28 protein-coding genes and 1 pseudogene are annotated in these 24,469 nt (G+C 53.5%); all 29 read right to left on the minus strand.

Annotation, left to right across the window (positions count from 1 at the left end):
* Positions 1 to 13 precede the first annotated feature (13 nt).
* Positions 14 to 581, minus strand: a pseudogene (locus BSPA111_RS14210) (IS3 family transposase); the annotation flags it as partial.
* Between the two features lie 74 nt (positions 582 to 655).
* Positions 656 to 1,561, minus strand: a complete 906-nt coding sequence (locus BSPA111_RS14215; RefSeq protein ID WP_183271799.1) for a LysR family transcriptional regulator — start codon at positions 1,559 to 1,561, stop codon at positions 656 to 658.
* A gap of 478 nt (positions 1,562 to 2,039) precedes the next feature.
* Positions 2,040 to 2,357, minus strand: a complete 318-nt coding sequence (locus BSPA111_RS14220) for a hypothetical protein (RefSeq protein WP_183271800.1) — start codon at positions 2,355 to 2,357, stop codon at positions 2,040 to 2,042.
* Positions 2,358 to 2,504: 147 nt separating this feature from the next.
* On the minus strand, positions 2,505 to 2,786 hold the full coding sequence (locus BSPA111_RS14225) for a hypothetical protein (protein ID WP_183271801.1): 282 nt from the start codon (positions 2,784 to 2,786) through the stop codon (positions 2,505 to 2,507).
* 550 nt (positions 2,787 to 3,336) lie between these two features.
* A complete protein-coding gene (locus BSPA111_RS14230) occupies positions 3,337 to 4,368 on the minus strand; it encodes a contractile injection system protein, VgrG/Pvc8 family (RefSeq protein ID WP_183271802.1) in 1,032 nt (343 codons plus the stop codon).
* Positions 4,359 to 4,574 carry a tail protein X gene (locus tag BSPA111_RS14235; RefSeq protein WP_183271803.1) on the minus strand — a complete coding sequence of 72 codons (216 nt, stop codon included), beginning with the start codon at positions 4,572 to 4,574 and terminating at the stop codon, positions 4,359 to 4,361. Before BSPA111_RS14235 ends, BSPA111_RS14230 begins: the two co-directional genes overlap by 10 nt.
* On the minus strand, positions 4,571 to 5,038 hold the full coding sequence (locus BSPA111_RS14240) for a phage tail protein (RefSeq protein WP_183271804.1): 468 nt from the start codon (positions 5,036 to 5,038) through the stop codon (positions 4,571 to 4,573). The genes BSPA111_RS14235 and BSPA111_RS14240 overlap by 4 nt, the downstream gene beginning before the upstream one ends.
* The gene (locus BSPA111_RS14245) at positions 5,038 to 8,076 is read right to left on the minus strand and encodes a phage tail tape measure protein (RefSeq protein ID WP_183271805.1); all 3,039 of its coding nucleotides are present in this window, start codon (positions 8,074 to 8,076) and stop codon (positions 5,038 to 5,040) included. Before BSPA111_RS14245 ends, BSPA111_RS14240 begins: the two co-directional genes overlap by 1 nt.
* 111 nt (positions 8,077 to 8,187) lie before the next feature.
* A complete protein-coding gene (locus BSPA111_RS14250; protein WP_183271806.1) occupies positions 8,188 to 8,817 on the minus strand; it encodes a phage tail assembly protein in 630 nt (209 codons plus the stop codon).
* 63 nt (positions 8,818 to 8,880) lie between these two features.
* Complete coding sequence (locus BSPA111_RS14255; protein WP_183271807.1) at positions 8,881 to 9,387, minus strand: phage major tail tube protein; 507 nt, start codon at positions 9,385 to 9,387, stop codon at positions 8,881 to 8,883.
* Complete coding sequence (locus tag BSPA111_RS14260; RefSeq protein ID WP_183271808.1) at positions 9,387 to 10,829, minus strand: phage tail protein; 1,443 nt, start codon at positions 10,827 to 10,829, stop codon at positions 9,387 to 9,389. The genes BSPA111_RS14255 and BSPA111_RS14260 overlap by 1 nt, the downstream gene beginning before the upstream one ends.
* A gap of 10 nt (positions 10,830 to 10,839) precedes the next feature.
* Positions 10,840 to 11,025, minus strand: a complete 186-nt coding sequence (locus tag BSPA111_RS14265) for a hypothetical protein (RefSeq protein ID WP_183271809.1) — start codon at positions 11,023 to 11,025, stop codon at positions 10,840 to 10,842.
* 56 nt (positions 11,026 to 11,081) lie between these two features.
* Positions 11,082 to 11,684, minus strand: coding sequence for a tail fiber assembly protein (locus tag BSPA111_RS14270; protein ID WP_255459277.1), 603 nt, complete (start codon positions 11,682 to 11,684; stop codon positions 11,082 to 11,084).
* Positions 11,681 to 12,850, minus strand: a complete 1,170-nt coding sequence (locus tag BSPA111_RS14275; protein ID WP_255459279.1) for a phage tail protein — start codon at positions 12,848 to 12,850, stop codon at positions 11,681 to 11,683. Before BSPA111_RS14275 ends, BSPA111_RS14270 begins: the two co-directional genes overlap by 4 nt.
* On the minus strand, positions 12,847 to 13,464 hold the full coding sequence (locus tag BSPA111_RS14280) for a phage tail protein I (RefSeq protein ID WP_183271810.1): 618 nt from the start codon (positions 13,462 to 13,464) through the stop codon (positions 12,847 to 12,849). The genes BSPA111_RS14275 and BSPA111_RS14280 overlap by 4 nt, the downstream gene beginning before the upstream one ends.
* Positions 13,454 to 14,461: a baseplate J/gp47 family protein gene (locus BSPA111_RS14285; protein ID WP_183271811.1), complete on the minus strand. Its 1,008-nt coding sequence runs from the start codon at positions 14,459 to 14,461 to the stop codon at positions 13,454 to 13,456. The genes BSPA111_RS14280 and BSPA111_RS14285 overlap by 11 nt, the downstream gene beginning before the upstream one ends.
* A complete protein-coding gene (locus BSPA111_RS14290) occupies positions 14,454 to 14,792 on the minus strand; it encodes a hypothetical protein (protein WP_183271812.1) in 339 nt (112 codons plus the stop codon). Before BSPA111_RS14290 ends, BSPA111_RS14285 begins: the two co-directional genes overlap by 8 nt.
* Complete coding sequence (locus tag BSPA111_RS14295; protein WP_183271813.1) at positions 14,793 to 15,380, minus strand: phage baseplate assembly protein V; 588 nt, start codon at positions 15,378 to 15,380, stop codon at positions 14,793 to 14,795.
* Positions 15,377 to 15,922, minus strand: coding sequence for a hypothetical protein (locus BSPA111_RS14300; protein ID WP_183271814.1), 546 nt, complete (start codon positions 15,920 to 15,922; stop codon positions 15,377 to 15,379). The genes BSPA111_RS14295 and BSPA111_RS14300 overlap by 4 nt, the downstream gene beginning before the upstream one ends.
* Before the next feature lie 3 nt (positions 15,923 to 15,925).
* On the minus strand, positions 15,926 to 16,537 hold the full coding sequence (locus BSPA111_RS14305; RefSeq protein WP_183271815.1) for a hypothetical protein: 612 nt from the start codon (positions 16,535 to 16,537) through the stop codon (positions 15,926 to 15,928).
* On the minus strand, positions 16,534 to 16,929 hold the full coding sequence (locus BSPA111_RS14310) for a hypothetical protein (RefSeq protein WP_183271816.1): 396 nt from the start codon (positions 16,927 to 16,929) through the stop codon (positions 16,534 to 16,536). The genes BSPA111_RS14305 and BSPA111_RS14310 overlap by 4 nt, the downstream gene beginning before the upstream one ends.
* A 2-nt stretch (positions 16,930 to 16,931) precedes the next feature.
* Positions 16,932 to 17,345 carry a DNA-packaging protein FI gene (gene gpFI / locus BSPA111_RS14315; protein WP_183271817.1) on the minus strand — a complete coding sequence of 138 codons (414 nt, stop codon included), beginning with the start codon at positions 17,343 to 17,345 and terminating at the stop codon, positions 16,932 to 16,934.
* Positions 17,346 to 17,434: 89 nt separating this feature from the next.
* Positions 17,435 to 18,460 carry a major capsid protein gene (locus tag BSPA111_RS14320; protein ID WP_183271818.1) on the minus strand — a complete coding sequence of 342 codons (1,026 nt, stop codon included), beginning with the start codon at positions 18,458 to 18,460 and terminating at the stop codon, positions 17,435 to 17,437.
* A 42-nt stretch (positions 18,461 to 18,502) separates the two neighbouring features.
* Positions 18,503 to 18,844: a head decoration protein gene (locus BSPA111_RS14325; protein WP_183271819.1), complete on the minus strand. Its 342-nt coding sequence runs from the start codon at positions 18,842 to 18,844 to the stop codon at positions 18,503 to 18,505.
* 9 nt (positions 18,845 to 18,853) lie between these two features.
* Positions 18,854 to 20,152 (minus strand): S49 family peptidase, encoded by a 1,299-nt coding sequence (locus BSPA111_RS14330; protein WP_183271820.1) that lies wholly within the window; start codon positions 20,150 to 20,152, stop codon positions 18,854 to 18,856.
* Positions 20,136 to 21,716, minus strand: a complete 1,581-nt coding sequence (locus tag BSPA111_RS14335) for a phage portal protein (RefSeq protein WP_183271821.1) — start codon at positions 21,714 to 21,716, stop codon at positions 20,136 to 20,138. Before BSPA111_RS14335 ends, BSPA111_RS14330 begins: the two co-directional genes overlap by 17 nt.
* Entirely contained in the window at positions 21,713 to 21,916 is a 204-nt protein-coding gene (locus BSPA111_RS14340) for a phage head-tail joining protein (RefSeq protein WP_183271822.1), read from the minus strand. Before BSPA111_RS14340 ends, BSPA111_RS14335 begins: the two co-directional genes overlap by 4 nt.
* Entirely contained in the window at positions 21,916 to 23,844 is a 1,929-nt protein-coding gene (locus tag BSPA111_RS14345; protein WP_183271823.1) for a phage terminase large subunit family protein, read from the minus strand. Before BSPA111_RS14345 ends, BSPA111_RS14340 begins: the two co-directional genes overlap by 1 nt.
* The gene (locus BSPA111_RS14350; protein WP_304502625.1) at positions 23,816 to 24,460 is read right to left on the minus strand and encodes a terminase small subunit; all 645 of its coding nucleotides are present in this window, start codon (positions 24,458 to 24,460) and stop codon (positions 23,816 to 23,818) included. Before BSPA111_RS14350 ends, BSPA111_RS14345 begins: the two co-directional genes overlap by 29 nt.
* Between the last annotated feature and the right edge of the window lie 9 nt (positions 24,461 to 24,469).

The raw sequence follows: 24,469 nt of genomic DNA on the forward strand, positions 1-24,469 counted from the left end.
AAAAAGCTGTGGGGTATCCGACCTGAGCCTTTATCCCGGCACGTTTCATCAGTCGCCAGACTCTGTTCACTCCGCACTGTTGCCCGCTGTCCCGCAGATCCAGATGGATCTTGCGATAACCATAGACGCATCCCGATTCCAGCCAGAACTGTTTAATTTGTCCTGTCAGTCTCAGGACTGCCTGATGGCGTTGTGAATGCGGCTGCTGAAGCCAGGCGTAAAAACCACTGGGATGAACATCCAGCACCCGACAGAGTAGACGAACAGGCCAGCAACGGGTGTTGTCACGGATAAAGGCGTACCTCAGTCGGACAGCTTTGCGAAGTACGCCGCGGCTTTTTTAATATGTCCCGTTCGTCGGTAACTCGTTTCAGCTCTTTCTGGAGACGGCGGATCTCGGCCTGAGCATCTGACTGTTCTTTATTAGTGGAAGAATCCGGACCGTACTTCTTTATCCATGCATACAGGCTGTGGGTAGTGATATCGAGACGTGTTGCAACGCTGGAAACAGAATGGCCACGATCAACAACCTGTTTGACTGCTTCGATTTTAAACTCTTCTGGATAACGCTTACCGCTCATGGGCACCTCTCTTTAAGTCATCTTAAATGACTCTGAGGTGTCTGTTAAACCCGTGGCGATTCACTTGTCCAATATTACGCTTGCTTTAAAACAGAGATAATTTTTTTTAATAATGGATCAGAAGCGTTTTTTTTATTTAAGTGCACAAGATTGGCTACTTTGCCTTCCGGGATAAAATCGCATTTAACTTCCCTTATTGGTAATGTTTCACTGAGCAGTGTGAAGTAAATTCTCGGAATAAACATTAGAAGATCTTGGCTGAGTATATTTAATACCATGGTTGTAGTCGATTCACTCGCTATGCTAGGATCAAGTGGGCGAATCATCCTCAATTGACTGAAATTATTATGTATAATCGTTGAGTTAAACCGGAAATAATACCCAATGTAAGGTTCAGATGAAAACTGTTTACTCGTAATTGTCTCACCTATTGAACTATGGTTATCACGGCAAATCAATATATACTCCCAGTCAAATAAATGGTAAGAGACAATGTTTCTGTCTCCAGGAATAGTGAGCCCAATATCTAAATCAATCTCCTGAGTTCGTATTCGTTGGCTACGTTCTTCTGCACTAATTACCGCATATCTGAATTCAATATTGCACTCAGCAGGCACTATGCCATGACTGATCAAACGATTTGTAATCCATAGCTCAGTTAAGTTATCCGCTCTTATATATATTTTACGTTTGGCATGTATGGATGTGGAATTGATACTCAAAGTGTTAAGTATATCGTCATTGATAATCCTGAACCTTTCATAAAGATTAAGCGCTAGTGCCGTCGGCTTAACCCCATGAAGGCTGCGAATGAATAGAGGATCATTGTAGTGTTCTCGCAACTTTTTGACTGCATAGCTTACAGCTGATGGTGCGACATCCAATATTTCTGCAGCATTTGCCATACTTGTAGTTTCAACAATCGCAACAAGAAAGCGGATTAGATTGAAATCAAATTTATCAGTAGATAGTATGGTCATTCGTAGATACCAGAAGAAAGTGTTGTACTGGCAAGTGTAGCTCAATGGATTATTCATTGAATGAATTTCGTTTCATTTATTTATTCCATGAATATTTATGAGTTTCATTATGCCTGTACTCAGTGACAGTGAATGGGGTGGTAAACGTCAGGTCCTGCCATCGGCGTCGGTGAACAGTATCTGTCTGCTGAAAAGCGCACTGGATATTGGTTTTAATGATGATGGTAAACAGTTACTGCCTGCACCGGCCAGTATTGGGGAGAGGCTCGAGGGTCTGAACGCCCTAGGAGGTTTGAGGTCCATTCGTACGTTAAGAGGAAAACAGACGTCTGAAAAATTAGATTATTAGACATTAGTGTCCGTTAAATGCCATTTTTTGACTACAAAATCACCATTTCGATGGTATTTCTCAATGTCTATTATGTGATTACATATCTACTAGTTACTTCTCTAGCGTACGTTTCCGTTCCATTGTCCCTCAAACCCCTACGCCGCCGATATCGGGATACTGATTAACCCGTTCGCCTCCGGAAAATCGAGGTTTGTACCCTGCCTCGAGCGTGATGACGCCTTTCGATAAAGATGACAGTTGCAGGCCCGCTCGCCTGGCCGTGCTCTCCGCCGACGCAGATAAAATGTCTGTATTATTCAACGGATCATAGGCATCACTGAATGCAATGCTGATGTCGGTGGCTTCGTTGCACTGAATTTGAACGGTAAAGTTTGCTGCGGGGATCGGGCCTGAAGCCGCATTCAGTGTCGAGGCGGAGATGGTTTGCAGTGGAAAGTTCATCATTGACTCCGCCGTGTTATAGGTGTCCTTGTGCGAGCGGATTGTTCCACTGAGCGTCGAACCCCAAGTTGTGCCACTTGGGGATTCAGAACATCTGCCTTGCCAGGAGAAGGCCATTCCATTACAAAGAGCGTGGCCTTCGTTCGATAATTAACTAGGCCATAATCTGGATGATATGGCATTTTTATCACTTCCGCATTTCTGCCAGTCATACACAAACTTATTCTGTTGCGACTGATAAACACCTTTTTTGTAATAATTTCGGGTACAAGAAGAACTAGCTCCTGGAAGATTCGATCTGTGCCACATAGTCCAGCCTGTTTTTCTAAATGTACTGCCACTGTTATCGACTGGCACATTCATTGCCAAAGCTGTCCCAGCCGTACAAAAAAACAATACCACGGCCATTAATGAAATTGATGCTTTTATCATATGCAATGCTCCTTATGTTATAAAAAATAACTGCCATGTCTTTTTCTATATATCTCCACAGAGTTGCCGCGATTTTATCACAATCAACTTATGGCCAGGAATCGAATAAGAGGTCTGAGGTGGCAAGTAAAAACAGCATATTACGTTGCTTCGTTTTATTACGATCATTCCTTTAGATATGTTACCCCAGTCGATATAAATAGCACTGAAAAAGCTTTTTTTAAAAACTGCATATCAGAGACTTGCGCCATCACCACAACCCAGACATCCGAACAGTAGCACTTCATTGTCATGAACGTGACTGCTCTGACATTAAAAGACATATAATATAGTAATCATAAAAATTAGTGCTGCTGATTTTTATGATTACTGGTGGATTTGCCAGATAATACTCTACATCCCAAACTATAATTCCTCCGACGAATGACAATCCCTATGGCCTCAACAGCTTTGATAAAATTGGTCATGCATTTCCCAAATAGTAAAGGTCGGTATAAAAGCCAGCCAGTGAGCATAAAATTATTATGGGGCTATTCTTAATAGCAGCCAACTATGGCTGCTTTTTATTACTGTTCATAGGATTACTTGCAGTAATGCTCATCCGGTATCCCTCCCCCCTGCTGCAGCGCACTTCCACACGGTCGATGCTTATCCTTCCCCTCATGCCGTCCGGAAACGTGTTGTCCAGCTCAATTACCCCCTCCGCTGCCACATACGGATTGCCAGGCGTATCCAGCTGAATTTTTGACGCATCACGTTTCGCTCTCCGATGGCCTCCTTTCAGCACCGCTTCGGCATGGGCCTTATTAATATACGTTCCCGGCATTGTGCGGAAGGGCGCCTCACCACTGGTCAGGCTGTGCGTTTCCCCCGTTGCCTCGTCGGTGTAGTTCACCCGCACGCCGTTGACGCTTTTCTTGCCCGGCGTATCAATGGCGCACTGGATGAAGTGCTGATTACCGGGATGATTTTCTGGCGGGCAGGTCAGTTTCACCACCGGCAGGGTTTTCCCGGTAATGGATTTAGCCTCACCGCGTAACGCCAGGATGTAAGCACCATTGACCGGTTTGGCCACTGCATCATGCGCTTCTGCCAGCCGGTTGAGAAAGGCAGAGTCCGTCTCGTTTATCTGATCGGTGTGCGGATAGGTAAAGCTACTGAGGCGGGCGTCCATCCGTGGTGACAGGTTATGGCGTTGGGCGATAGTCTGGAAGATTTCGCCCAGCGTGGTGTTGTCCCACGAGGCTGAGCGTCGCTGCCGGAAGCCGGTTTTATCTTCCTTTTCAAACGGTGCTGCCGTTGCGGTGATGGTAATGATGCGGGGAAACAGCTGCGGGGTAATCGTCGTGATCTTGAATCTGCCGATGTTCACCACACCGCTTTCTTCATACCCCTCAAACCAGGTCAGCACGCCGCCCTCCTGCGGGATACCCTTCAGTCCCGTCACATCCACGGTCAGTATCAGCCGGTCCGTTTCCTTCCCGCTGCTGGCATCGATGCGCTCAAATGCCGTCATGCGTCCGTTAATAATGTCTGCGCCCGGTCCTTCGCAGTAATGTACCGGCGTAAATCCTAACTCCATACGGTCACCTGTTCATCCGCTTCAGTATGCGTGGTTTTTGTCAGCTCCGGCAGCTCGATAACTACGCCGAGCGGCAACACCCGCCCGTACTGGTGCAGGTGTGGATTAAGATCGTAAATCAGCTGCTCCGTTTCATCGTCATCGCGTCCCAGCTTTATCCAGGCAATCTCCCCCAGGGTGTCACGGTCGCGGCTTCTGACCTTCATTCAGCACTCCCTCCCTGCTTCTTTTGTTCAAGCGGCTTATTGGCGAACTCGCGCAGGTTGATGGTCACTCCCTGCTTCATGGATTTGGCTTCATGGTAGAGCCAGCTTTCGTCGACATCGAACCCGGTCAGCGTCCACTGGCCGAGCAACGTGCCGTCCCCCCGGACCAGCGCCAGAGGCTTTTTGCCGTCACGCAGTTTCACCAGTTTTTCAATGTTGTCCTGCCCCGCCTCCCGGAACCACTCGCATTTGATCACTCGCTCATCGAGCGCGCGTCCGGTCTGTTGCTGGCAGGGCAGCTCATTGAGCAGGTCGATCACCACCCACCCGCCGTCATACTTGCGTGACAGGGACGTCGCCGGAGTGTTTTCCGGCAGACTGAAAACAAAATCGCCCAGCACAAATTGCGTGGGCGACATTTCAGTCTCATGGCTGACGTACTGGTCAGTCAGCATTTCCAGCATTAATCGCTCCTTTGCCCACTCAGAGAGGCATTCAGTCGTGCATCCGGGCCAATCTGTGCCAGGGCTTCGTGCAGGGCTTTGGTCTGTGTCTGCTCCAGAATGGCTTTGATTTTCTGCGCCAGCGCATTGTCCTGCGCCGGATCACCGGAAGCTTTAACATCAAAATGCGGGCTGTTTTCGACCTTAATGTGGTAAACAGGTGGAGGGAGTGGCTGGCTTTTCTTTGCCAGCTCCACGGCGGCATCAATCGCGGGTGTGAGGGTCTGGTCGCTGACTTTTGCCAGGTCCTTCGGTTGTACTTTCGCCACCTTATCGCTGGCCGGCGACGTGCTGTCATCACTGCTGAACCAGCCCTTGATGCCTTCCCACCCCTCCTTGATGTAAGGACCGACCACCTCGCCCATCTTCTGACCCAGTTCGCTGCCTGCCAGCCCCCCAATTGCCCCACCCACCGCCGTGCCGATACCCGGCAGGATTGCCGTGCCAATCGCGGCCCCCACTGCGGCCCCTGCCAGCGCACCGCCCGTGCTCCCGACCGCGCCACCCACCTCTGCCGCACTGCCGCCGTTCATCACCACAGAAGCCGTGTTGATGGCGCCACCAGCAAGGGCGAGCGGTGTAAACATCCGACCTGTACCTTTGATAAACGGCGAGGCCAGTTGCGCGCCGGTCTGCAGATAATTCACATCATCACTGAGCGCAGGCAACATCCCTGCCATGGCGGGTTGTACCCTCGCCGCAGGAGCGTTTGTCACCTCTTTTCCCGTTCCGCTGGCATCCCCCGGCGATGACGGTTCAGACGTGTCATCATCGCTGAATTTTCCCTGCAGATAATCCAGCCCGTAGGTCGCCGCAAACGGAACCGCATAAGACATCACCGCACCGGCAAGTCCTCTCCCGCGCGAACGTACCGGTCTGCGCGTATCGCGTCCGGAGTCGGTATGCACCTCCCCGGCAGAATGAGGTCTGCGGGAGCCGCCTTTTCCTTTTTTGCCTATCTTCCCCTTCCTGCCCCCTGATGGATCTCCACTGCCAGCGGCCTTTCCACCGCCACCCATGCGGTCCATCTGGCGATTCATGCGCTCGAGTGCCGCTGCGGCACGATTGGCGGAAATCGTGGTGTGGTCTGTGGCACCGCCCAGCTTTGCCTTGCCCATGCGGCCCAGTTGCTTCAGGTCGCTGAACATCGATATCAGACCTTTGGCCACGATATGCACGCCTTTCAGGGCCACCAGGCCCGCACCGATTTTCAACGCCCAGCCAAAGGTCGATTTCGCCGTTTCTGAAGTTTCCAGCAGGTTGCTCAGTCCGTCAGCCAGTGCGCTCACCGGCGGCTCAAGTTCATCGATAACCGGCAAAAGCAACGTCCCAAGGGAGATACTCAGGCTTTCCAGCCCCGACTGCATCCGGTCCATTCGGGCTTTGCGGGTAGCGGTTTTTTTCTGATACTCCTGCTCCATTGAGCCTGCATAGGCCGCCTCGTTACCGGCACTGGTCATGGCCTTTTTGAGCAGGTCAACATTTCCGGCAAGTTTTGCCACCGCACCGGATACTTCCTCACCAAAGATCTGGCTGATAATGGCTTTTTGCTTTTCCGGTGACTGTTTCTTCACCGCCTCCAGCACTTTAATTAGCGTGGCCGGGGCGTTTTTCTGCATATCTCTGGCCAGCTGATTTGGCTCAAAACCGAGCATTGATAATCCGTTACGGCCCGATTTTGTTGTGGCAAAGCCAGCGGTCAGACGACCTGAAATATTCTTCATGGCCGTCGCACCGGTTTCTTCTGTTTCACCCGAAGCGACCAGTGTGGCGGCCAGTGCGGCGGACTGATTATTACTGAACCCGGATAGCTTCGTATTCGCGCCCATGCGACGCATGATGGCGGCTACTTCCATCGGTTTTGCTGCCATTTCATTCGAGGTCTGGTTGATATAGTCAGCCAGTTTCATCACCTGGTTCTGATCAAGCTTCATGGAGGTGCGCAGCTTTGCCATGGTGTCACCGGCAGTGGCAGCATCGGTATCAAACGCCACCGCCAGTTTTGCGGCATCAACGGAAAACTTCAGCAGTTGCTTTGAGTCCACCTTGCCGTCAGCACCATTCGCCACACCGGCCTGTCCACCAGCGGCGACAATTTCTGTCATGCCCTGCTGGGAGATCCCCAGATTTTTCGCCTGGTTGCGGACCTGCAGCTGGAAGTTGCGATCCTCATCCGCATCACGGAAATTCACCACTTTTTGCACGTCAGACCACGCATACTCGTAGTCCATAGCTTTTTTCCCCATCGCCACCAGAGGGGCGGCAGCAACGGCGGTCCCCAGTACCTGCCCTTTCAGGCTGGCACGGGTGGCGCGGTTATCCTCCATTTTTGCCCGTGCGCTGTTCATCGTCTGAATGCGCCGTTCCTGCTTTTGCAGTGCTGCACTGGCCTTGCCAGCATCGGCGGTCAGTCGGGTTTGCTCTTTGGCCAGATTGCGGGTGTCCACCCCGGTCTTTTTCAGCGCACTTCCCAGCGACTGTAGCCGGACTTTTTCTTTGTCTGCCGCCGCGGTCAGAGAGTGCATTTCACGGGTTGCGGCGTTGTCTTCACGGCGCTTGCCGGCAACCTCCGCTGACGCCTTTTTGTAGGCCGGACGAAGTTGTTCCAGAGATTGCGTGGCGCGGGTATGTTCCACACGCTGCTCGCGGGTCAGCTTCCCGTTACGGGCCAGCTCCACATCCAGATTGCGCAGTGTTTCTTCCGCACCGGCTATCCCTTTCTGATAACGACGCTGTTCCGCCTGCGCCTCACGCAAAGCCTGACCAGCGGCATCAACACGCTTTTTGTTTTCGCTCAGCTGCCGGTTTGTTTCTTTCAGTGCCTGCTGGGTTTTCAGATGTGCCTGTGCATCACCCTGCTGCTTTTTCAGGTTTCCGAGTGCCGCCCCCACCTCCGCAGCACTTTTACGCATGGTGTTCAGCGACTTATCCGCTGACGTAAAGGCCGGACTCATCGCATCCTTTGCACTGAGCAGGACCGAGACTTTTTTATCCGCCACGTTTCACCCCTAATTTCATCATGGCCAGCTCGTAACGCTTCAGTGCGCGGGGGGCTGACCAGGAAAGAATTTCACTTTCGCTGGCGTGATAAACCAGCGGGAGGATATCGGTCAGTCGGTCAACGTCTCCGTCTGAAAGAAGTCCCCCTGTTGCGTCAAAAAATCGCGCACCCGCTCCATCAGGTGGTTAAAGTCCGGCATATGAAACTGATCGATAACATCCTGGTGCAGACCGGTACAGCTACTGGCCACCATCATCCCGCGCCTGTGTGCGTCTTTTTCAATCCGTAGCTGGCGGGTCAGTCCTACGGTCGGCGGCTGCAGTCGATACTCCGTCATCTCACCGTTGACCGGATCATGGATGGCAACCAGCAGCGTCGGGCTGTCCGGTAAAAAGGTGATAGTGTCTGCTTTTTCCCCGGCCTCACGCTTCGCGGCCGCCTCTTCTTCCAACAGGTCGGCAGTGGTGTAATTGGTCAGGCGATCTACCTGTACGACCAGGCTGTTGTAGTCCGGTTTTTTCAACTGAGCGATGATGTCATCCGTCTGACCGGTCATCGCGACCGCCAGCTCAAACTCCTGGTCGAGGGCATGGAAGCCAGAGGGATCATTGTCGGCATCAAATTTTTTACCGATTTCACGCACCTGCTTAGCCGTCAGGGTGCTGACGGTGAGCGTGCTTAACACACCATTGGCGGTGGTGATCGGAAAGACCAACGGGATTGTTCGGATAAAGGACATAGCGACTCCGGATAAATAAAAAACCCCGCACAATGGCGGGGTCAGGTGTTGTGAATGTGACGGTTAGTTCATACCAATCATTGCGCGGAACGGGGCGAGGAAGTCTTCCTGACCAAGATTGACCACGCTGCCGTCGCTGGCGACTTCCCAGCAGATTTTGCCGTTGATGGTCTTTTTCTTGCGCTTACAGGACAAGCTCAGCACCGTCTGGGACAGCTCACTCATTTTGGTGTTGCTGTCCTCGATGTTATTAATTTCGCCAATCCATTCGGCCTTCACCTTAAATTCTTCCCCGTCCTCATCCCGGTAAGCCTCTTCGATGGTGACCGCGCAGCTTGAACCGGCTTGCAGGCCGTACATCACCAGGATTTCAGAGCGTGCGCCTTTGACGGTGATGCTGCCGGTCATCGCTTCAATGCCAGTCGCCACTTCGCGCTCCACAAACGAGCCACCGCGCGTTTTTTCCATCACTTTTTTCGGTGCCGGATCGGCAACATCTTCCAGCGTCAGATACAGGGGAACGCCCTGAATGGTGACGCGCTGGGCCATGCGGGTTAATACTCCAGCCATTACAGTACGCTCTCCAGGAATGATTCAACGATGCCGGTGTCTTCGTTCAGGTGATACACGACGTGTTCGTTCGGGCTGTAACCGGCATAGTTAATGGCGATATGCCATTCACCGTTGCGGTAGTTGTCCGTGGTGTTCAGTGTCGGGTGCAGATAGACCCGCGCCCCAATTAACGCCTCTTCCATTTGCAGTCCGGATAAGAAGTCATTAATCAGGCTGATGCGCTGATCCATAAAAGTTCGGGTCAGGTTCTCCGCCATCCCCTCCTCAGTGGTGGCCAGCAGCTTACGAATGATGGTGTGCTCAAGCCCCACCTGTGACACAAAACGCCCGGAGACGGTGCGGTTACCAATCAGTGAATACCCGCCGCGTGACGTACGCGCAAAATAGCTCACCCCGTAGCGGTTGAGCAGGTCCCCACTGGTGGTTTTATCCAGCAGGTTGTAGTCAATATGACGCTGCAACGCTTCAACATTGACCCCCATGCGACCTTTACCCGGTGATTCCCACGGCTTCACACGGGCAAAACAGGCCAGCGCCTGCGCTGACGGGGATCCATACACATAATCCGCCTCTGCCTGGCTCCAGACTTTCACCATCGGGTCGACCAGATAGAACTGGTCGTAGCCGGTGCCGGTGACTGCCATCGATTCAGACAAATCAATCGCATCCTGGTCATTGGTGGAGGGACCATCCCCCACCGGAATGGCATAAATTTTCGCCCCGAGAGCCGCCAGCGCATCACTGACCGGTTTCTGACAGAAGCCCGGCGCGCTGATATGCGTCAGGGATTCCTGGGTGTTTTTCAGCGCCTGCATGCCGGTGATACGCCCGGTGGCCGCATCCACACCACCAATGATGTTGGCCACCGTGGTGTTGCTGACCTGCGATTTTCCGCTGATGGTGATGAGCGTTTCAGGCACAACATCAGCTGCACTCAGTCCCGCCGAGCCAGAGAGGACCAGCGTGTCAGTGTCGCTGATGGTATAGCTCACCACATCGGCGGTTTTCCCGCCCACCGTAACGCTCCAGCCGGTCGGATCCGTCACATCGGTGGTCAGCGTAGTGTCTTTGAGCACCACTACCACATTGCCGGTGACAGGCTCATCCGTCGCGGAAACCACGGTACCGGTGTAATCCGCTGGCGCGGGCTCATCGTCCCCTTCTTCAACCACCACCACATAACAAGCCACGGACGCCAGTTGCTGGATAACCGCAATCGCCGGGTACAGCGTACCCGCCTCTGCACCGCTCGGATCGAGTGCGGTAAGCTGGGCCGGATTCGTAATACGGTACGGTTTATTACGCGGGATCAGCGGATCAAGGTTCGGGGCGGTTCCCACCAGGCCAAAAACCGTGGCGCCTGCAGGTCCCATTGGCTGTGGGGCTTTCTTGCTTTCAACGGACGCACCATTATGCACAAAGCTCGTAATTTCTGGCATTACCGCTCCTTTATTTACGTTTTTTAGTGTGGGAGGCCTGAGCAGTGTCCGCCTCATCAGCCGGTTTAATGTGGCCGTTCAGCTGCAGGATTTTGGCCTGTCGCTCAGTCAGTTCAATGGCGGTACCGGCGTCAAGCCAGTGACCGCTGCCGGGATGTTCAATCCCGCGCACCACGATAAATTTTTTGCTCGCCATAGATTCTCCGGACGTAAAAAAAGCGACCGTAGTCGCTGTAATGAATGGGTGAGGTGTTAACAGGTTGGCAGTTCCGGCCAGGTAATATGCTCAGGGGCTGACGTATCCAGCGACTGCAGCTGTTTGATGTAGCCCCGCCAGGCAATCAGCCGGGACTGGTCCTCATCGCTGAGCATTCCCAGCATCAGATCGACTTTCCAGTCGCTGCTCCTTGTTTCAGCCTCGAGGATCAGCTCATCCCTTTTCATCCGGGCATGCTGAACGGCGGCGGCAGACTGCGCATCCGTATCGGTCACCCATTCAGTGCCGGACCATGTATCAAAATCAGTGGCGGGGACCAGCCGCGTGGTGTTATCCGGATACTCACCTGGCGTCGTTACGGGTACGGAGTCACCGGTATGTGTGCAATACACGGTTTCGCCTCGATGATCAGGAACACTGAGCCATGCCGTATTCTCAGCATTGCGTATCACAGCCCAGCCCGTCTTCTCTGCCGGAGGCTTTTCAGTACAGCCATGTGCCGGAATACCCACGCCGACGGGCAGCACCTCCACGGAAGGGTGCGAATATTCACCGGTTAAACCGTCAAAGTTATAGACCGTCACCATCCCTGCCGTGGTGCAAATCTGTTTTTTATTCAGTATCGCGTTGGTCATCATGCTGCCCTCACGATGTAGTTAAATGCCACGTTTCGGGGACGGGTGATCACCGCGTTGTAACCACCTGTTACAGTCCCCACGCCATTCCTCTCGGCTATAATTTCTGTCGTATGGACATCAGGGGCTGCCCCTTCAAAATCGTCCCCGTTAAAAGGATCAGTGTCATTGGTGAGTTTCGGGAAGGGCAGACTTCTGGGGTAACCCGTTGAATACCCATCAAAGGCCAGCAGCGTACCTTTCTGTGCTGAAAGCAGAGCACGCCCCCTATCCACCCGACGCATATCATCCCAGCCACGGATAAATTCGCCTCGTAGATCGGGCAATGTCCCTGAAGGATAGGCCTGCGCAAGCTTTGGATAGAGTGCGGTGCTGAACGCGGCCCCGTTACATTTCAGCCATCCGGCAGGCGGCGTAGCGCCGGGCCACGGCAACGGGAAGCCAACCGGGATATAAACCTGCATATCATCATTTGTCAGATATTGCGTATGCGGATCAGCCTCGCCTTCATGTTCCGCAATGGCTTGCGTAATATCCTGCGGGATAAGCAGGTTTTCTTTGGCTTGTGCAATCGCCTGCTCGCCGGCGGCCTTTATCTCAGCAAGGTTTTGAGCGATCTGGAGATATTTTTCATCCGCCTCCTCTTCTTTAAGGTACTGAGAATGCGGGTCGTCGTCTTCAAGATGCGCCGCCATTTCCTCCGAGACCTTCTGGTCAACATAGTTGCGTGTCGCCAGCACTGTGGAATCATCCACAATCAGCGTGACCTTCGCCCCTTCGGTGAAAATGACATTCATCCGGATGACCATCGTCCCGGATGCCCCCTCCTCCGTTGCCACTTTGTATTGTGGGGGCATCGAACAGACCGCAACCAGGGTGCCGTCCGCCGTTTTGATCCCCATCTCACGTATCCAGAACGGACCAATGGCGGCGGGCAGCACGGCTTCAGCTATCAGGATGGACGGGTTGGTTTTATCCTGTGACAGACTATTCAGTTGCCCGGTAAAAACGGTGTTGACCAGTTCAGTCTGCGTGGCGTCAGGTCTGGGGACGTCGCCATGACCGTCGCCAATGACAAAGGTCGTTATTTTTGCCTCCAGCCCGGTTTCGATGGACTGTGCACACACCGCTGCACCGACCGTGGTCAGAATGCCGTAAAACTCACTCATGCTGTCTCCCTGAATGGAATGGTGATATCAGTTACTGCGTAGATGGCGCAGGCACTAAAGCCACTGGCCGTCAGCGAAATATCATCTGGTTTTTTGGGGCCAATACTTATTTCAGTGCCGGTAGTGATGGCCACACCGATATATGCCCGGGTGATCACTTCGCGAACCAGCTGCAGCGAAGCAATATCACGCTCCGCTTTGTAAGCATTGATGCGCGCCAGCACGCGCCGAGTGGTTGCTTCATCCAGTGGCTGCTCCATCAGGTGAGCAATGACACTCAGCGCATACGGCCCGCTGCGCTCCACCGTGACATTGAAACCGAGTGCGGCCAGCGCATCAGCAATCCCCTGCCGGGTACAGGCGTGCGACTGAATAATCAGGCCGTTTGCCACCGTCCCCCTGACGCTCTGCTCAGCATCATCGGCAGCCCAGTCCAGCACCCCGCGTTCAATGGCCAGCGCCGGCAAATACTGCGCCGGTGTATTCCGTGGAAACAGCAGCGTTCGATATGGTGCTTGCGATTCAATCGTGGCCAGGCACTCATCGAGCAGGTTTTCAAGTGCATGCTGTAGCCCGGAGCGGTTATCGGGCTGAATACTGACATCAGAGGTCATAGACCACCTCCAGCGCAATGCCAGTGCAGTAAGGAGCCTGGGTATGGTCGGTGGTGATGGTCTCTGCCGGTTCGTGAAGTTCAACGCTGGTCACTGACTGCGGTTTTTGCATCAGGTAATACAGCATCGAGAGGTCAATACGCCCTTCCAGGCGCATGGCGTTTCGGGTGTAGGTGTCCAATTCCTGCCGGATAGCCTCCACATTGATCAGCCCATCCGGGGTATTTTTACCGTGCAGGACGGCACGCACTGTGTACTCCAGGGGTTGTCCGGCATACGTGGTGATAATGTCGGTTTCCAGTGCCACATCTTCACGCCGCAGATATGCCTGCGCCTGCGCAAGCAACGCATCACTTGGCACACCGTTTTCTGTTTCGCGGGAAAGCAGCCACACACCAACCTTGCCGGTCCCCGGCTCTTCGACACGCGGGCTGGCATCGCGGATTTTTGCCGTAGCGGAATTATCCGGGAAGCGGTAGGTCACCGTGACCGTTCCGGCCTCCGGAGAGTCAATGGTGACATGCGGTTTTTCACCCAGGGTCATGGCGTGAAATTTATAGGCCGTCCGGCTCCCCGTCGTCGCAAACCCGTAGGCAGCCAGCAGAGAGCGAAAACGCAGATCATCATCACTTTCCATTTCGTCAGGTATTGGCGGAATAGCATCGGGATCGCCCCGGGCTATCACCTGCCGTTTGATACCAAAATCGGCTGCACGCGCATCCAGATTACTGCCCTGAGCCCACAACAGGAGCATCTGCAGCATTTGCCAGTTGGCGCTGCGTTCGCGGGTGGTGACCACCTGCGACATCGCCTGCAGCAGCACCGTCAGCATTTCCGCGTTATTCTCAAGCGTCGCGGTGATCGCGGCGGCATCCGCCGGACGCAGGCGTGTTACCTCGGCAATCAGCGCCTGTTTCAGTTCCGGCAGCCGGGCTGTCGCGCCGGTCACTTTCAGGGCATCGGGGACAGGGAGTCGGTCGGTTAAGGGGTTAAACATTAAGGGTTACACTCACGGTTGCGGTTTTACCGTTGAACAGGCCCACAAACTCCATCGCGCAACCGCCCTCTTTCGGGTGGATGTTGATTTTGCTGCAGCTAAAGTCGAGCACACCGTTAACCGGTTCAAGAAGTGCGGTACTGGCGGCGGATTTCATCAGGAGTGCGGTTGTGGGGGTGAGGTTGGCACTGAGGTATTTCAGTACGTCAGAACCAAAATCGCGATGGCGGTTACGCGCCCCTTTTGGGGTGGTCATGACCTGCCCCAGCCGGGAGACGAGCTGGGTGATATCTTCAATGGCGCGCCCCGTCTGTCGGTCCATGCCTATCATTCAGCCTCCCTGTTTCTGGTTAGTTGCACCCGTCTTACCGCCGCTGTCACCTGGGTGATCGTGCGTATCATAGATGACGCGGTCGAGTGACATCGCCCGAACCTTGTCCGCGATTTCGCCCTCGGTGTTTTTCACCTCTGGCGTGCCCACAAACTCCACTCCCCCAGCCGCATGAATGGTGAGTTTCCCGCTGGGGATATCGACTTTCGTGTACGCTTTCTCCCCGTATGCAGTCATCACTTCATCAGGATTATCAGTCGGAAACGGAAAGCTGTCGGAGCACAGGCCACAGAGAGCCACACAGCTGTCAAAGTTATCGCCGGTACCGAAATTCAGCACGATGGCAATTTCACCCGGCGACGGGCAGCGGTAATGCGATGTCACCCCCGCAGCAGGCACCAGAAACTGGATCGGTGGCGTCGTATTTTCACCAATCCGGACCACCACACGGGTACCACCTGGAGCGGATTTCACAACCCCTTTGCAAATCAGATTATTGCCCTGGCGGCGGTTATCCTCTGCCGCCTCCTGCAATCCCGCCAACGCTTCATGGACGGGTGCAAGCATTCGTTTGAGCAGACCATTCATCCTGTTGCATCCCCCGGGAATATTTTGCTGTATGCGTTTTTGTCATCCGGATCTTTGGGATTCATCGCCAGCCAGACACTGCCGCGCGTTTCTTCATCGGCAAAGTAATCCTGACCGAGATAAAGCGGCTGTATCCACTGCACGCCACGGGCAACCACCCCGTCAAAACCAAACAGGTAACTGGTATCGCCACTCACCTGAATATCCGGTGCACCGACACATTTCGGGTCAATCCCAAAGCGGTTTAAATCAATGATGCGCTCCACCTCGCAGGCAAGATCTGTTGCCGTCAGCGTGGCTTTCGGAACAGAGACCGGAATGAGGCAATGGGCGGTGATAATCTGGCGATGCGTGTAACGACCTGTCGCCTGTCGGGTGCCGGGATGGGCATCCTCAAACTGAATGACTATCGAGGGGCCAGTGATTTCGGTGTTCCAGATCTCGTCGTATTCGACGATGGCCACACTCGCCGTGATGCGGCGGCGCAGCTCAGTGACAACCTGCTCGTAATACTGACCAGGGGATTCGATGGTGATGCGCATGAATTACCATACCTGAATGTTTTTTTCGGCTGCGGCGAGGTTTTTCTCAGACCACCCGGTTTTCCAGGCATCCGATGTCACCCTGCCCCGCAGATCGGTTTCAAAGTGGCGCAGGAAAATATCCGGAATACGCTCAAACAGTTCATCCTCTAGGGCTGTAGTCATTTCATCGGAAATGGGAACAGTGAGACTGACCACCGGATACGCTGCTTTACCCACGCGCTGCATTACCTTCTTTTTACCGTGAAGCACGGCGACAAAAGCGCGCTCGTAATAGGCGCCGCGTATCATGAGCCCCCCTTTTACACGCCGGATGCCCCCACGAAATAACGCAGGATCGAGGTCATTGAGACCAAACCAGTATTTCATTTCGGATGCATCCGCAGCAGAGGGTTTCAGATGCGCCTGGACGCGCTTTCTGAGGCGTTTTTGCGCGCCAGAGGCCAGTTGCAGGCGCTGCTGCATCATTCGCACCGCCTGCTGGCGAACCGAGCCTTCCGTTCGCCGTTGGGCGCGATGAAAAGCCAGCCGGATAATGCGGGGCGATAAATCAGCAAACAACCCGACGATGTGGTTAAGCTGCGCTTCATCCAGTTGCATGTACAGGTCGCTCATGGTCGGGTAAACCTCACACCAGCGCCCTCCGGCAGCTTAGCGCCACCGGGAACGGTTAAAATGATGATGGTCGTAGTGCGATCCTGATAAAACACCGCGCCAACCACTTTTTTCCCCTGGGGTGTCTGCACGTTGGCGCCAGCGATAATTTCCCGATCAAGGCGCTGGTTCAGAACCGTCAACACACCATGTTCGCAGGAAGCATTAACCGGGCGCGGTGCCTGGCTGTCAGGCTTACCACTGGCAAATGCCAGCTCCGTATCGTAAATAGCGTGAATGGCCATTTCGCCGCCGCCACGCAACTGAAGAATAAACGGAGACGACATCCGGTCCATGATGTGCGCATCCGCATCGCGCATAGCGGTATCAAACAGGCTGTCGAATCCGTCCACACTCAGACCTTTTTCACCAGATTTCGGCGTTGCAGCTGTGAAAACAATGCGTCAGGAATGCGCGCACAGCCACCAGCTACCACGACCGGCAGCACTTCATTTGCATCATTCACCGCATTGATATGCAGGGTGGCCAGCGCGGTAAAACGCACCAGTTGACCTGCGCTGACTTTAGCCGCCGTAGGCACGTTATCGTCAGTGTTCGAGCCTGCGGGACCGTCTGAATTTGCACCACCACCTTGCATATCCAGTGTAGTTTCGTCACCACTGCCATCATCTTCCAGGGCATCAGCTTCGGCCTGCCACTCAGTGAGCAGGACTTTCAGTTCGGCGACAGTACCGTCCACTGGGGGCTCACGGTTCAGCGTTTTTGCCAGCACACCCAGTTTCTTCAGTAAGGTATCTTTCTCAGACATATAAACCTCAAACGTTCACCCCGGAGCCTTCGCCCCGGGCGTGTATGGAGACAGGAATTCAGGAAAACGGGAGCGACGTCCCGAAGGGATTAACCCAACTGCACGGAAACGAACTCATCCGGGTCGGGAAGCAACATCAGTGGAGCCGATTGCGTCATGGTGAATTCCACTGCCGGGTCACCCACTTCCAGCCAGTTGCGCGGATAGCGGCTGCCACGGTCAATGCCCTCCTTCTGTGCAACCGCATCACGGATTGCGCCATAGGTACGGATACCACGAGCAAGGGTGTTACCGAGGATCATGGTGTTGTCCGGCAGCGCTTTTTCTTTTACACCGTCAACAATTAGCTGGCCGTTGTACACAACGATAGCCACGTCACCAAAGCTGCCTTTGTAGGAAACAATTTTGCCCAGGTCCTTGCAGGCAGTTTCCAGTTCGGAATTAGAGCCACGGCGAGTATCCAGCTTGTCCTGCACTTTTTTGAACGAACGGAACAACGCCCAGCCCTGCTGATCGAACACAATAAGGTCGATAACACCGGATGCATTCAGTGCATAGGATTCAATGTCATTGGTCGGATCAAAAGTGTCTTTATTCTGCGCACTCCACGCCGCCGGCCCCACCTGAATAATGTTGTTATTCGGACTGCGCTGCATATCCACCTCAACCGGTGAAAACTGTTCGCCTGTCATGGTGTATTTGCCGTGCAGCACCGCATCAATGCACTGTTTTTCTTCAACCTGCTGAATGGCGAGCTCTTCGTCTTTCAGGTTTTGCAAGATAAGGCGTTTACGGCGATATGACGGATCATTCAGCGCAGTCGGATCTTCATCAGGCAAACGGCGCGGAGTCATCCCAGGATTCAGTTCATGCTTGGGTTTTACATATCCCGGCTCAAATTGTTTCATCAGCCCCCCACGCGTGCGCTCAACCTTGCCACTCACCATCGGTGAAACGTACAGCGCCATATTCACATCGCCCGGAATTTCTGCCAGATCGACTTTCTGCGTCGCAAACTCATACGTTTCACGGAAAAACAGAGACAAAAAGACCTGCTGAAATTTGAAGTTTTTGCGCGTCACGGCAAGGAGCTTGCTGGTTGTATAAATACTCATAACTTATCCTGTAAAAAGGGCCGCAATCGCGGCCCTGTGGGATTACTGAACACTCAGTGCCGAACCGGCGAAAGCGTTATATTTCTGAATATCGGTGACACCTTCCGGCCACTGAATATCCTCAATACGCCAGGTGCCACTTTTCCAGACGGTAATACGACTTTCCGTCCCGTCCACATCCATCGCCAGCAGTGCCACCGCAGTACCAGCTTTTTTGCCATCCCATGCCACTGCAGCACCGGTACCAGGGTCAATCAGTGCTGTATCCAGCATAAGCGGCGTCAGTTTTGCGGTCACTTCAGTCAGGCCGCTTGCCAGCACAGCGGTATAGCGCGGGTCACTGTTAGCCCCCGGCTGGTCGTGTTTAAATTCTTCTAAAAGCATGACGGCTCCTTAAACCGGAATATCAAGCAAATCGTTATCAGCATTTGCATTTTCACCACCCATCCCACCCTGTACGGCGTCAGGTGCATTTTCCATCAACGCATCCAGCGCGGTATCGGAACGGCTCTGCGCACTCTGGGCGGATGACGCCATGATGCGCTGAGCATCCTCCACGCTCATGCCCGGTGTGGCAGCCAGTGCCTGCGCCTGCAACTCGCGCCCTGTTGCCTCCTCGCAATTCAGAATGCCCATAATGCGTTGATTCTCAGCCAGCACGGCGGACTGTAATTGTTCACCGGTAATCACCGCACCGGCTTCCGGCTGGGACGTGGTGAGGACTTCATCACCCTGAAGATTGGTCACCAAAGGGGAAGTTGTGGAATTCGACATCGAGCCTCCGTTGTTACGTGTTATTGGTTTACTGCCGATGGCGTCACGCATCACCGCGACAGCATCTGTGTTAAGGACCAGCTCATCAGCCAGGCCGACATCGAGCGCTTCAGCGCCGGAATACACCGCCGCCTCCGTCGCCAGGACTTGTTCAATACTCATGGACCCGTGTTTTGCCACGCTTTCAGCGAACATCAGTCGGGTGGCATCAATTTGAGCCTGAATGCGATCACGCACATCATCGGGAAGCTTTTCTGTGGGGTTGCCGTCCACCTTGTGCGCCCCGCTGTGCAGCAGCGTGACCTCTACCCCCTTCTGCTCAAGCTGACCGGCATAGTTGTAATGTGCCATCAGCACACCAATCGAGCCGGTACGGGCAGTCTGCGTGACCAGACGACGACTTGCCGCACTGGCGATGAGCTGACCGGCACTGCAGTTCATGTCATTAGCCAGCGCCCAAATGGGTTTGATTTCCCGCAAACGGGCAATGTTATCCGCACAGTCAAACGCACCTGCCACCATGCCGCCTGGCGTGTCCATATCCAGCAGAATACCGTCTACATCCGGATCGCTGATGGCCTGGCGCATCGTGGTGATAATGGTGTTATAGCCGGTCATGCCCGAGAGACTACTGAGGTAGCTTCCCTTGCTGACCAGTGTTCCGTTGACCGGGATAACGGCGATGCGATCTGATACCTGATACGTTTTCCGGGCTGTAGGTCGTTCATCTCCATACATCGCCAGCTCACCAGTTATCTGTTCTCCGGTCAGGAGTTCGCCCCCGGTATCACGCACCCCGCCAATGCCCATCTGACTGGCCAGCGCGCAAAAGAAAACCCGCGCGTAGGCGGGTTCAATTAATAACGGCGAGTTAAACGCCATACTGGCAATGTGGGGCAAATTACGTAGCTTTTGCATCTGCGTCCTCCTTGCTGGATTGATTCAGATTCTGACTGAATACCTGGGCCGCCCAGGCAGGTGGTGTCAGGCCTGCATCTTTGCGCGCTTGCATCTCCCGTACCTGTTGGGCGAAAACATCCTCATAATCCAGACCGCGTTTCGCACACTCGATTTCAAAGGTGCTCAGACCGGCTTCAATCAACATGACGGCCTCACTGACTTCTTTCAGGCCGTCGATAGCCATACGACCGGAGCCTATCCATTCGCACTTCGACCAGGAGTTACGCGCCTCCTGAAAAGCAAAACGCGCACGTGATGGCAGGCGGATCACCCCACGTATAATCGCTTCCTCCAGCCAACACAGGAACATCTGGCTGGCCATGCGAGCAGCGATAAATTTTCTGCGGCCCATGAAATACGCCCAGGACTCATTAGCACTGGCGCGCGCGGTGGAATAACTCAGTTGCGAGTAGTTGCGGGACAATTGCTCGTATGACACTCCAGTGCCGGCAGCAATATTGCGCAGCAGTGCCCCTTCAAAAGTCGAAAAACCGTTATCGGCATTTTGCGCCGTCAGCAGATTCAGGGAGTCACCAGGTGCCAGATGCGAGGCTTTTACACCATTCATTTTGACCGGCGAGGCGGCGTAATAGGTATTGAGTACTTTCAGCATATCGGTGAATTTGCTTTTGCTCCCCTCACCGCTGCCCAGCATAAATTCCATCGCGCTTTCACTGTCCAGTTCGCTTTCAATGGTCAGAGCGTACATCGCCTTCACGATGGCACTCTGCAGCTGAGTTTTTTGCAGCGTATCGAGCATTTTCATCTGCTCCATGACGCTGTAAAACTGGTTTGCCCCCCGCGTCTGACCATCCTCCAGTGGTTCAAAAATGTGGATCATCGACGGGCGACCACTGGCTAATTCACGGGGAATGAACGTCCAGTTTTGAGCCGTCCATGAAGGATAGGCATCATTGCTGATGTGATAACCCATCGCAGCACCAACATCATTTATCTGCACACCTGCGCGCAGGTTTTTGTTGTCGGAGCGTCCACCGGGATTACTGATGCGCTTGGGGCTGACCATCTTGAACTGGGTGCGAAAAAGCCGGGCGCTTCGCTTTTCCCAGCAGGATTGCACAAACAACTCTCCATTAAACGCATGCGTGGCCACCCCCTCGCGGATCATCATGGTGAAGGTGCGTTTCCGCTCAACATCGATGTAGCAATGGTCATCCTCGGCATACTCCCACCAGGCATCTTCCACATCGCGAGCAAACGCGCGCGCATCCGCCTCATTCAAACCAAGATAGCGCCAGTTCGGGCGGTAACTGAGACGGAAAAATGCGCCAACAACGTGATCCTGGTGTAACTGAATGGCGTTGGCGGCATAACCGTTATTACGCACAAGATCTTCGGCACGCGCATTTCCCCGTTCAAACGTGGGCAGTAACGCCGCATCAGCACTTTCCAGCGAGGGATTCCAGTCAGCCAGTTGTCCACCAAAACCGCTTCCTCCACCGTGGTAACCGGCATATTCACGCAGTGGTGTAGTACCGTCAGGTCCTAATAATGCACTCACAGGAAAAACCTCGCAGGCGGCCTGCGCCCGGAAAGCCCCAGCGCATCTTCAAGCTCTTTGATGTATTTTTTCAGGTCGATTACGTTGACGCTGGTATATTCCAGCCTGCGCCCGTCTTTTTGAATACTGACAACACGCTTACCCACCATAAGTTGATGGAGTGCCTGTCGGGCTTCATCCAGTTCGGCTCTTGTCGCCATTATCCCCCTCCTAATTGTTTGGCCAGTTCTGCCAGCTCATTCAGGTTGTTATTTTCCCGGCGCTGAGCGGCATCCTCCTGTTGGCTGGCCAGTAGCTCATCGAGATCAACCTGGAAGCGGGCCTTGCTGATACGCCAGGCAGCGAGCGAGTACACAAAACAGTCCAGTGCTTCGTTGCGCCTTTTTTTGTTGTCCCACAGAAGCCGCGTCTTCCCTTTTTCCTCTTTTTCAGTCAGCTCCTCCGCTGTTAACTGCTGCGCTTCATTCAGGTCAAATACATCAGGATTGTCCGGGAAGTGGACAGCGCCTGGACAGGGTTCTCCATTGACAGGTACCAGGGTGTAGCGGTGATAAATCTGCTCTTTCGCGGTGTCGGTTCCGATTTCGGTCAGATAAACACCCTTTTTGTTTTTCTTTCGCGGCATATCCGCAACCGGTCTGCCGTAGGTGGATGCTCCTTTGACCGGGATAACCCGGAACAAACCATGCATTCGTGAGCGCTTGTAAACGATATCCGGATCAATACCGCCACTGTCCCAGCAGATGCGAGCGATCCCTATCTCGGTACCATTCTGGCGGACATAACGCTTGTGAATGGCTTCATCCACTCGCACCAGCGTTTCTTCGCTGTCATGCCGCCCCATAATGATCACGCGGTCAATCAGCCAGGACTCTTCGCCCGGCCCCCATCCCCAGACACGCATTTCGTAACGATCTAGCTGTGAATCAATACCCGCCGTCAGGTACACCGCGCGCTCAGGAACCGCTGCGGCGTAAGTCTCTTTACGTTCCGCAATCAGTTCAGCGTCAGGGCGTTCACCGACTTCTGCAGTCCAGGTCTCACCGAGGGTGGTATTCACAAAAGACTTCATCTTGGCGGTATCGCCAATGGCATCTTCAAACTCAGTCACAATTTTTATCCAGGTGGTGAACGGGCTGTAAACCGTCCAGATATGAAAGGCGATATTTTTCGGAGGGGCGATTTCGTAACCGGCTGAACTCAGCCAACGAATACCATCCTCAGTCCGGATACCGGTGTAATCGCATACGTAACGTGCACCGGTGTAATCCAGCTCATGCTGGCGAATAACGCAGCCGTTATGCTCGCAAAGGTAATAAACGCTTTCCGGCTGACCCCTGTCCCACTTGAAACCAAAGGGAGTGTCTTTTTCGCCGAATTTTAGGTGCTGATACTGCTCGCAGTGCGGGCACCGGATTTGAAAACGCATCATATGTGGCGATTCACTGGCCGCCTTCTCCATCTGGCACTGACCTTTGATTTTCGGCGTGGAGCCACGAATACTTTTTGGCCAGACAGAGCCTTCAACACGTTTATCGCCCAGCGATATTGGGGAACCTTCCCCTTCGATATCATTGTCAAACGATGACAGCTCATCAAACGCCACCACGTCTACAGATTTGGCGCGGTAGTTTTTGGCTGACTTCCCCCCAAGGCAGCGCAGGCTTCTGCCGTTACTGAAACTTTTCAGGGTAATGGTGTTGTCTTTGTGCTTTTTGCCATACCAGGGCGCGAGGGCCAGTAACGGAGGGACGTCGCGGATAGTCGGCGTCACATCCACTTTCATGAAGTCTTTTGCATCATCGTCTGTCGGGAGCCAGGTGATAATGCTTCGCTGTTTGTGGGCGATGAAATAAGCCTGCACGCCGAAGAGCATTTTTGAATAACCAACACGCGCGGACTTAATCAGGTTTACGCGTTGAACATCGTCCGACCCCATCGTATTAATAATGGCTTTCTGGTATGGAAGGGTTTCCCACCGCCCTTCCTGATAGTTATTTTCCTTTGGCAGATAGTAATGCTCATCTACCCATTCGACGGCTGTCAGCTCTTCGGGTTTGAATAATCCGATCAGCCCATCGTTAACAGCGACGCCGATGTTATTTATCAGTGCTGTTGAGGTATTCATTTAATAGAGAGGGAACCAGGTCTCCGGTTTTGGCAGCGATATTACGCGCCTTGATGATTTCATTTTTCAGGTGGTCAATGTGCCGTTTTTCCAGCCCCGGAAATTTCCGCTGATAAGCCAGAGGAATGGTGTCGAGAATGCTGGCCACTTCCCCGGTGATTTTAATCAACACGAAAGTGCAAAATGCCGTATCGACCAGTAATGCCTCTTTCCGGGCGTTTTCTCTTTCCAGTTCGTCAGCCTGCGCTTTGAGTAAACGGTGGCGTTCGAACTTGATGTCCTCGTCAAGTTCTTCCCCGGTACTTTCTTTTTTTTGGGCATCGCCCTGATACAACAACCGGTTATTCAGCACACTTCGGACGTCGTATAACGCTTCTCGCCCCCGCCTTTCTGATGGTTCAACACCCCATTTATCAAAGGCTTGCACTGAAATATGCAGACTGGCAGCCATGTCCTTTTTGTTGAGGTAAATGCTCATGAAAGTGCTCTTTTCAGGGGGCTGGTTGGTGTGTTTTTTTGCGAAAGCCGCGCACCGCAATGGCTGGAGGGAAACAACTAAACAACAACCAGCTTTCTCAGAAATTTTCGTAAATAGCGGGAGCCTGCGGGTATACATCCCCTCAGT

Origin of the sequence: Buttiauxella sp. A111, from assembly GCF_014189855.1 — a bacterium.
Taxonomy (GTDB): Bacteria; Pseudomonadota; Gammaproteobacteria; order Enterobacterales; family Enterobacteriaceae; genus Buttiauxella; species Buttiauxella selenatireducens.

Bases quoted from the DNA above. Each gene is read 5' to 3' on its own strand.
- BSPA111_RS14215 (WP_183271799.1), bottom strand. From the start codon at position 1,561: ATGACCATACTATCTACTGATAAATTTGATTTCAATCTAATCCGCTTT.
- BSPA111_RS14220 (WP_183271800.1), bottom strand. From the start codon at position 2,357: ATGATGAACTTTCCACTGCAAACCATCTCCGCCTCGACACTGAATGCG.
- BSPA111_RS14225 (WP_183271801.1), bottom strand. From the start codon at position 2,786: ATGATAAAAGCATCAATTTCATTAATGGCCGTGGTATTGTTTTTTTGT.
- BSPA111_RS14230 (WP_183271802.1), bottom strand. From the start codon at position 4,368: ATGGAGTTAGGATTTACGCCGGTACATTACTGCGAAGGACCGGGCGCA.
- BSPA111_RS14235 (WP_183271803.1), bottom strand. From the start codon at position 4,574: ATGAAGGTCAGAAGCCGCGACCGTGACACCCTGGGGGAGATTGCCTGG.
- BSPA111_RS14240 (WP_183271804.1), bottom strand. From the start codon at position 5,038: ATGCTGGAAATGCTGACTGACCAGTACGTCAGCCATGAGACTGAAATG.
- BSPA111_RS14250 (WP_183271806.1), bottom strand. From the start codon at position 8,817: ATGTCCTTTATCCGAACAATCCCGTTGGTCTTTCCGATCACCACCGCC.
- BSPA111_RS14255 (WP_183271807.1), bottom strand. From the start codon at position 9,387: ATGGCTGGAGTATTAACCCGCATGGCCCAGCGCGTCACCATTCAGGGC.
- BSPA111_RS14260 (WP_183271808.1), bottom strand. From the start codon at position 10,829: ATGCCAGAAATTACGAGCTTTGTGCATAATGGTGCGTCCGTTGAAAGC.
- BSPA111_RS14265 (WP_183271809.1), bottom strand. From the start codon at position 11,025: ATGGCGAGCAAAAAATTTATCGTGGTGCGCGGGATTGAACATCCCGGC.
- BSPA111_RS14270 (WP_255459277.1), bottom strand. From the start codon at position 11,684: ATGATGACCAACGCGATACTGAATAAAAAACAGATTTGCACCACGGCA.
- BSPA111_RS14275 (WP_255459279.1), bottom strand. From the start codon at position 12,850: ATGAGTGAGTTTTACGGCATTCTGACCACGGTCGGTGCAGCGGTGTGT.
- BSPA111_RS14280 (WP_183271810.1), bottom strand. From the start codon at position 13,464: ATGACCTCTGATGTCAGTATTCAGCCCGATAACCGCTCCGGGCTACAG.
- BSPA111_RS14285 (WP_183271811.1), bottom strand. From the start codon at position 14,461: ATGTTTAACCCCTTAACCGACCGACTCCCTGTCCCCGATGCCCTGAAA.
- BSPA111_RS14290 (WP_183271812.1), bottom strand. From the start codon at position 14,792: ATGATAGGCATGGACCGACAGACGGGGCGCGCCATTGAAGATATCACC.
- BSPA111_RS14295 (WP_183271813.1), bottom strand. From the start codon at position 15,380: ATGAATGGTCTGCTCAAACGAATGCTTGCACCCGTCCATGAAGCGTTG.
- BSPA111_RS14300 (WP_183271814.1), bottom strand. From the start codon at position 15,922: ATGCGCATCACCATCGAATCCCCTGGTCAGTATTACGAGCAGGTTGTC.
- BSPA111_RS14305 (WP_183271815.1), bottom strand. From the start codon at position 16,537: ATGAGCGACCTGTACATGCAACTGGATGAAGCGCAGCTTAACCACATC.
- gpFI (WP_183271817.1), bottom strand. From the start codon at position 17,345: ATGTCTGAGAAAGATACCTTACTGAAGAAACTGGGTGTGCTGGCAAAA.
- BSPA111_RS14320 (WP_183271818.1), bottom strand. From the start codon at position 18,460: ATGAGTATTTATACAACCAGCAAGCTCCTTGCCGTGACGCGCAAAAAC.
- BSPA111_RS14325 (WP_183271819.1), bottom strand. From the start codon at position 18,844: ATGCTTTTAGAAGAATTTAAACACGACCAGCCGGGGGCTAACAGTGAC.
- BSPA111_RS14330 (WP_183271820.1), bottom strand. From the start codon at position 20,152: ATGCAAAAGCTACGTAATTTGCCCCACATTGCCAGTATGGCGTTTAAC.
- BSPA111_RS14340 (WP_183271822.1), bottom strand. From the start codon at position 21,916: ATGGCGACAAGAGCCGAACTGGATGAAGCCCGACAGGCACTCCATCAA.
- BSPA111_RS14345 (WP_183271823.1), bottom strand. From the start codon at position 23,844: ATGAATACCTCAACAGCACTGATAAATAACATCGGCGTCGCTGTTAAC.
- BSPA111_RS14350 (WP_304502625.1), bottom strand. From the start codon at position 24,460: ATGTATACCCGCAGGCTCCCGCTATTTACGAAAATTTCTGAGAAAGCT.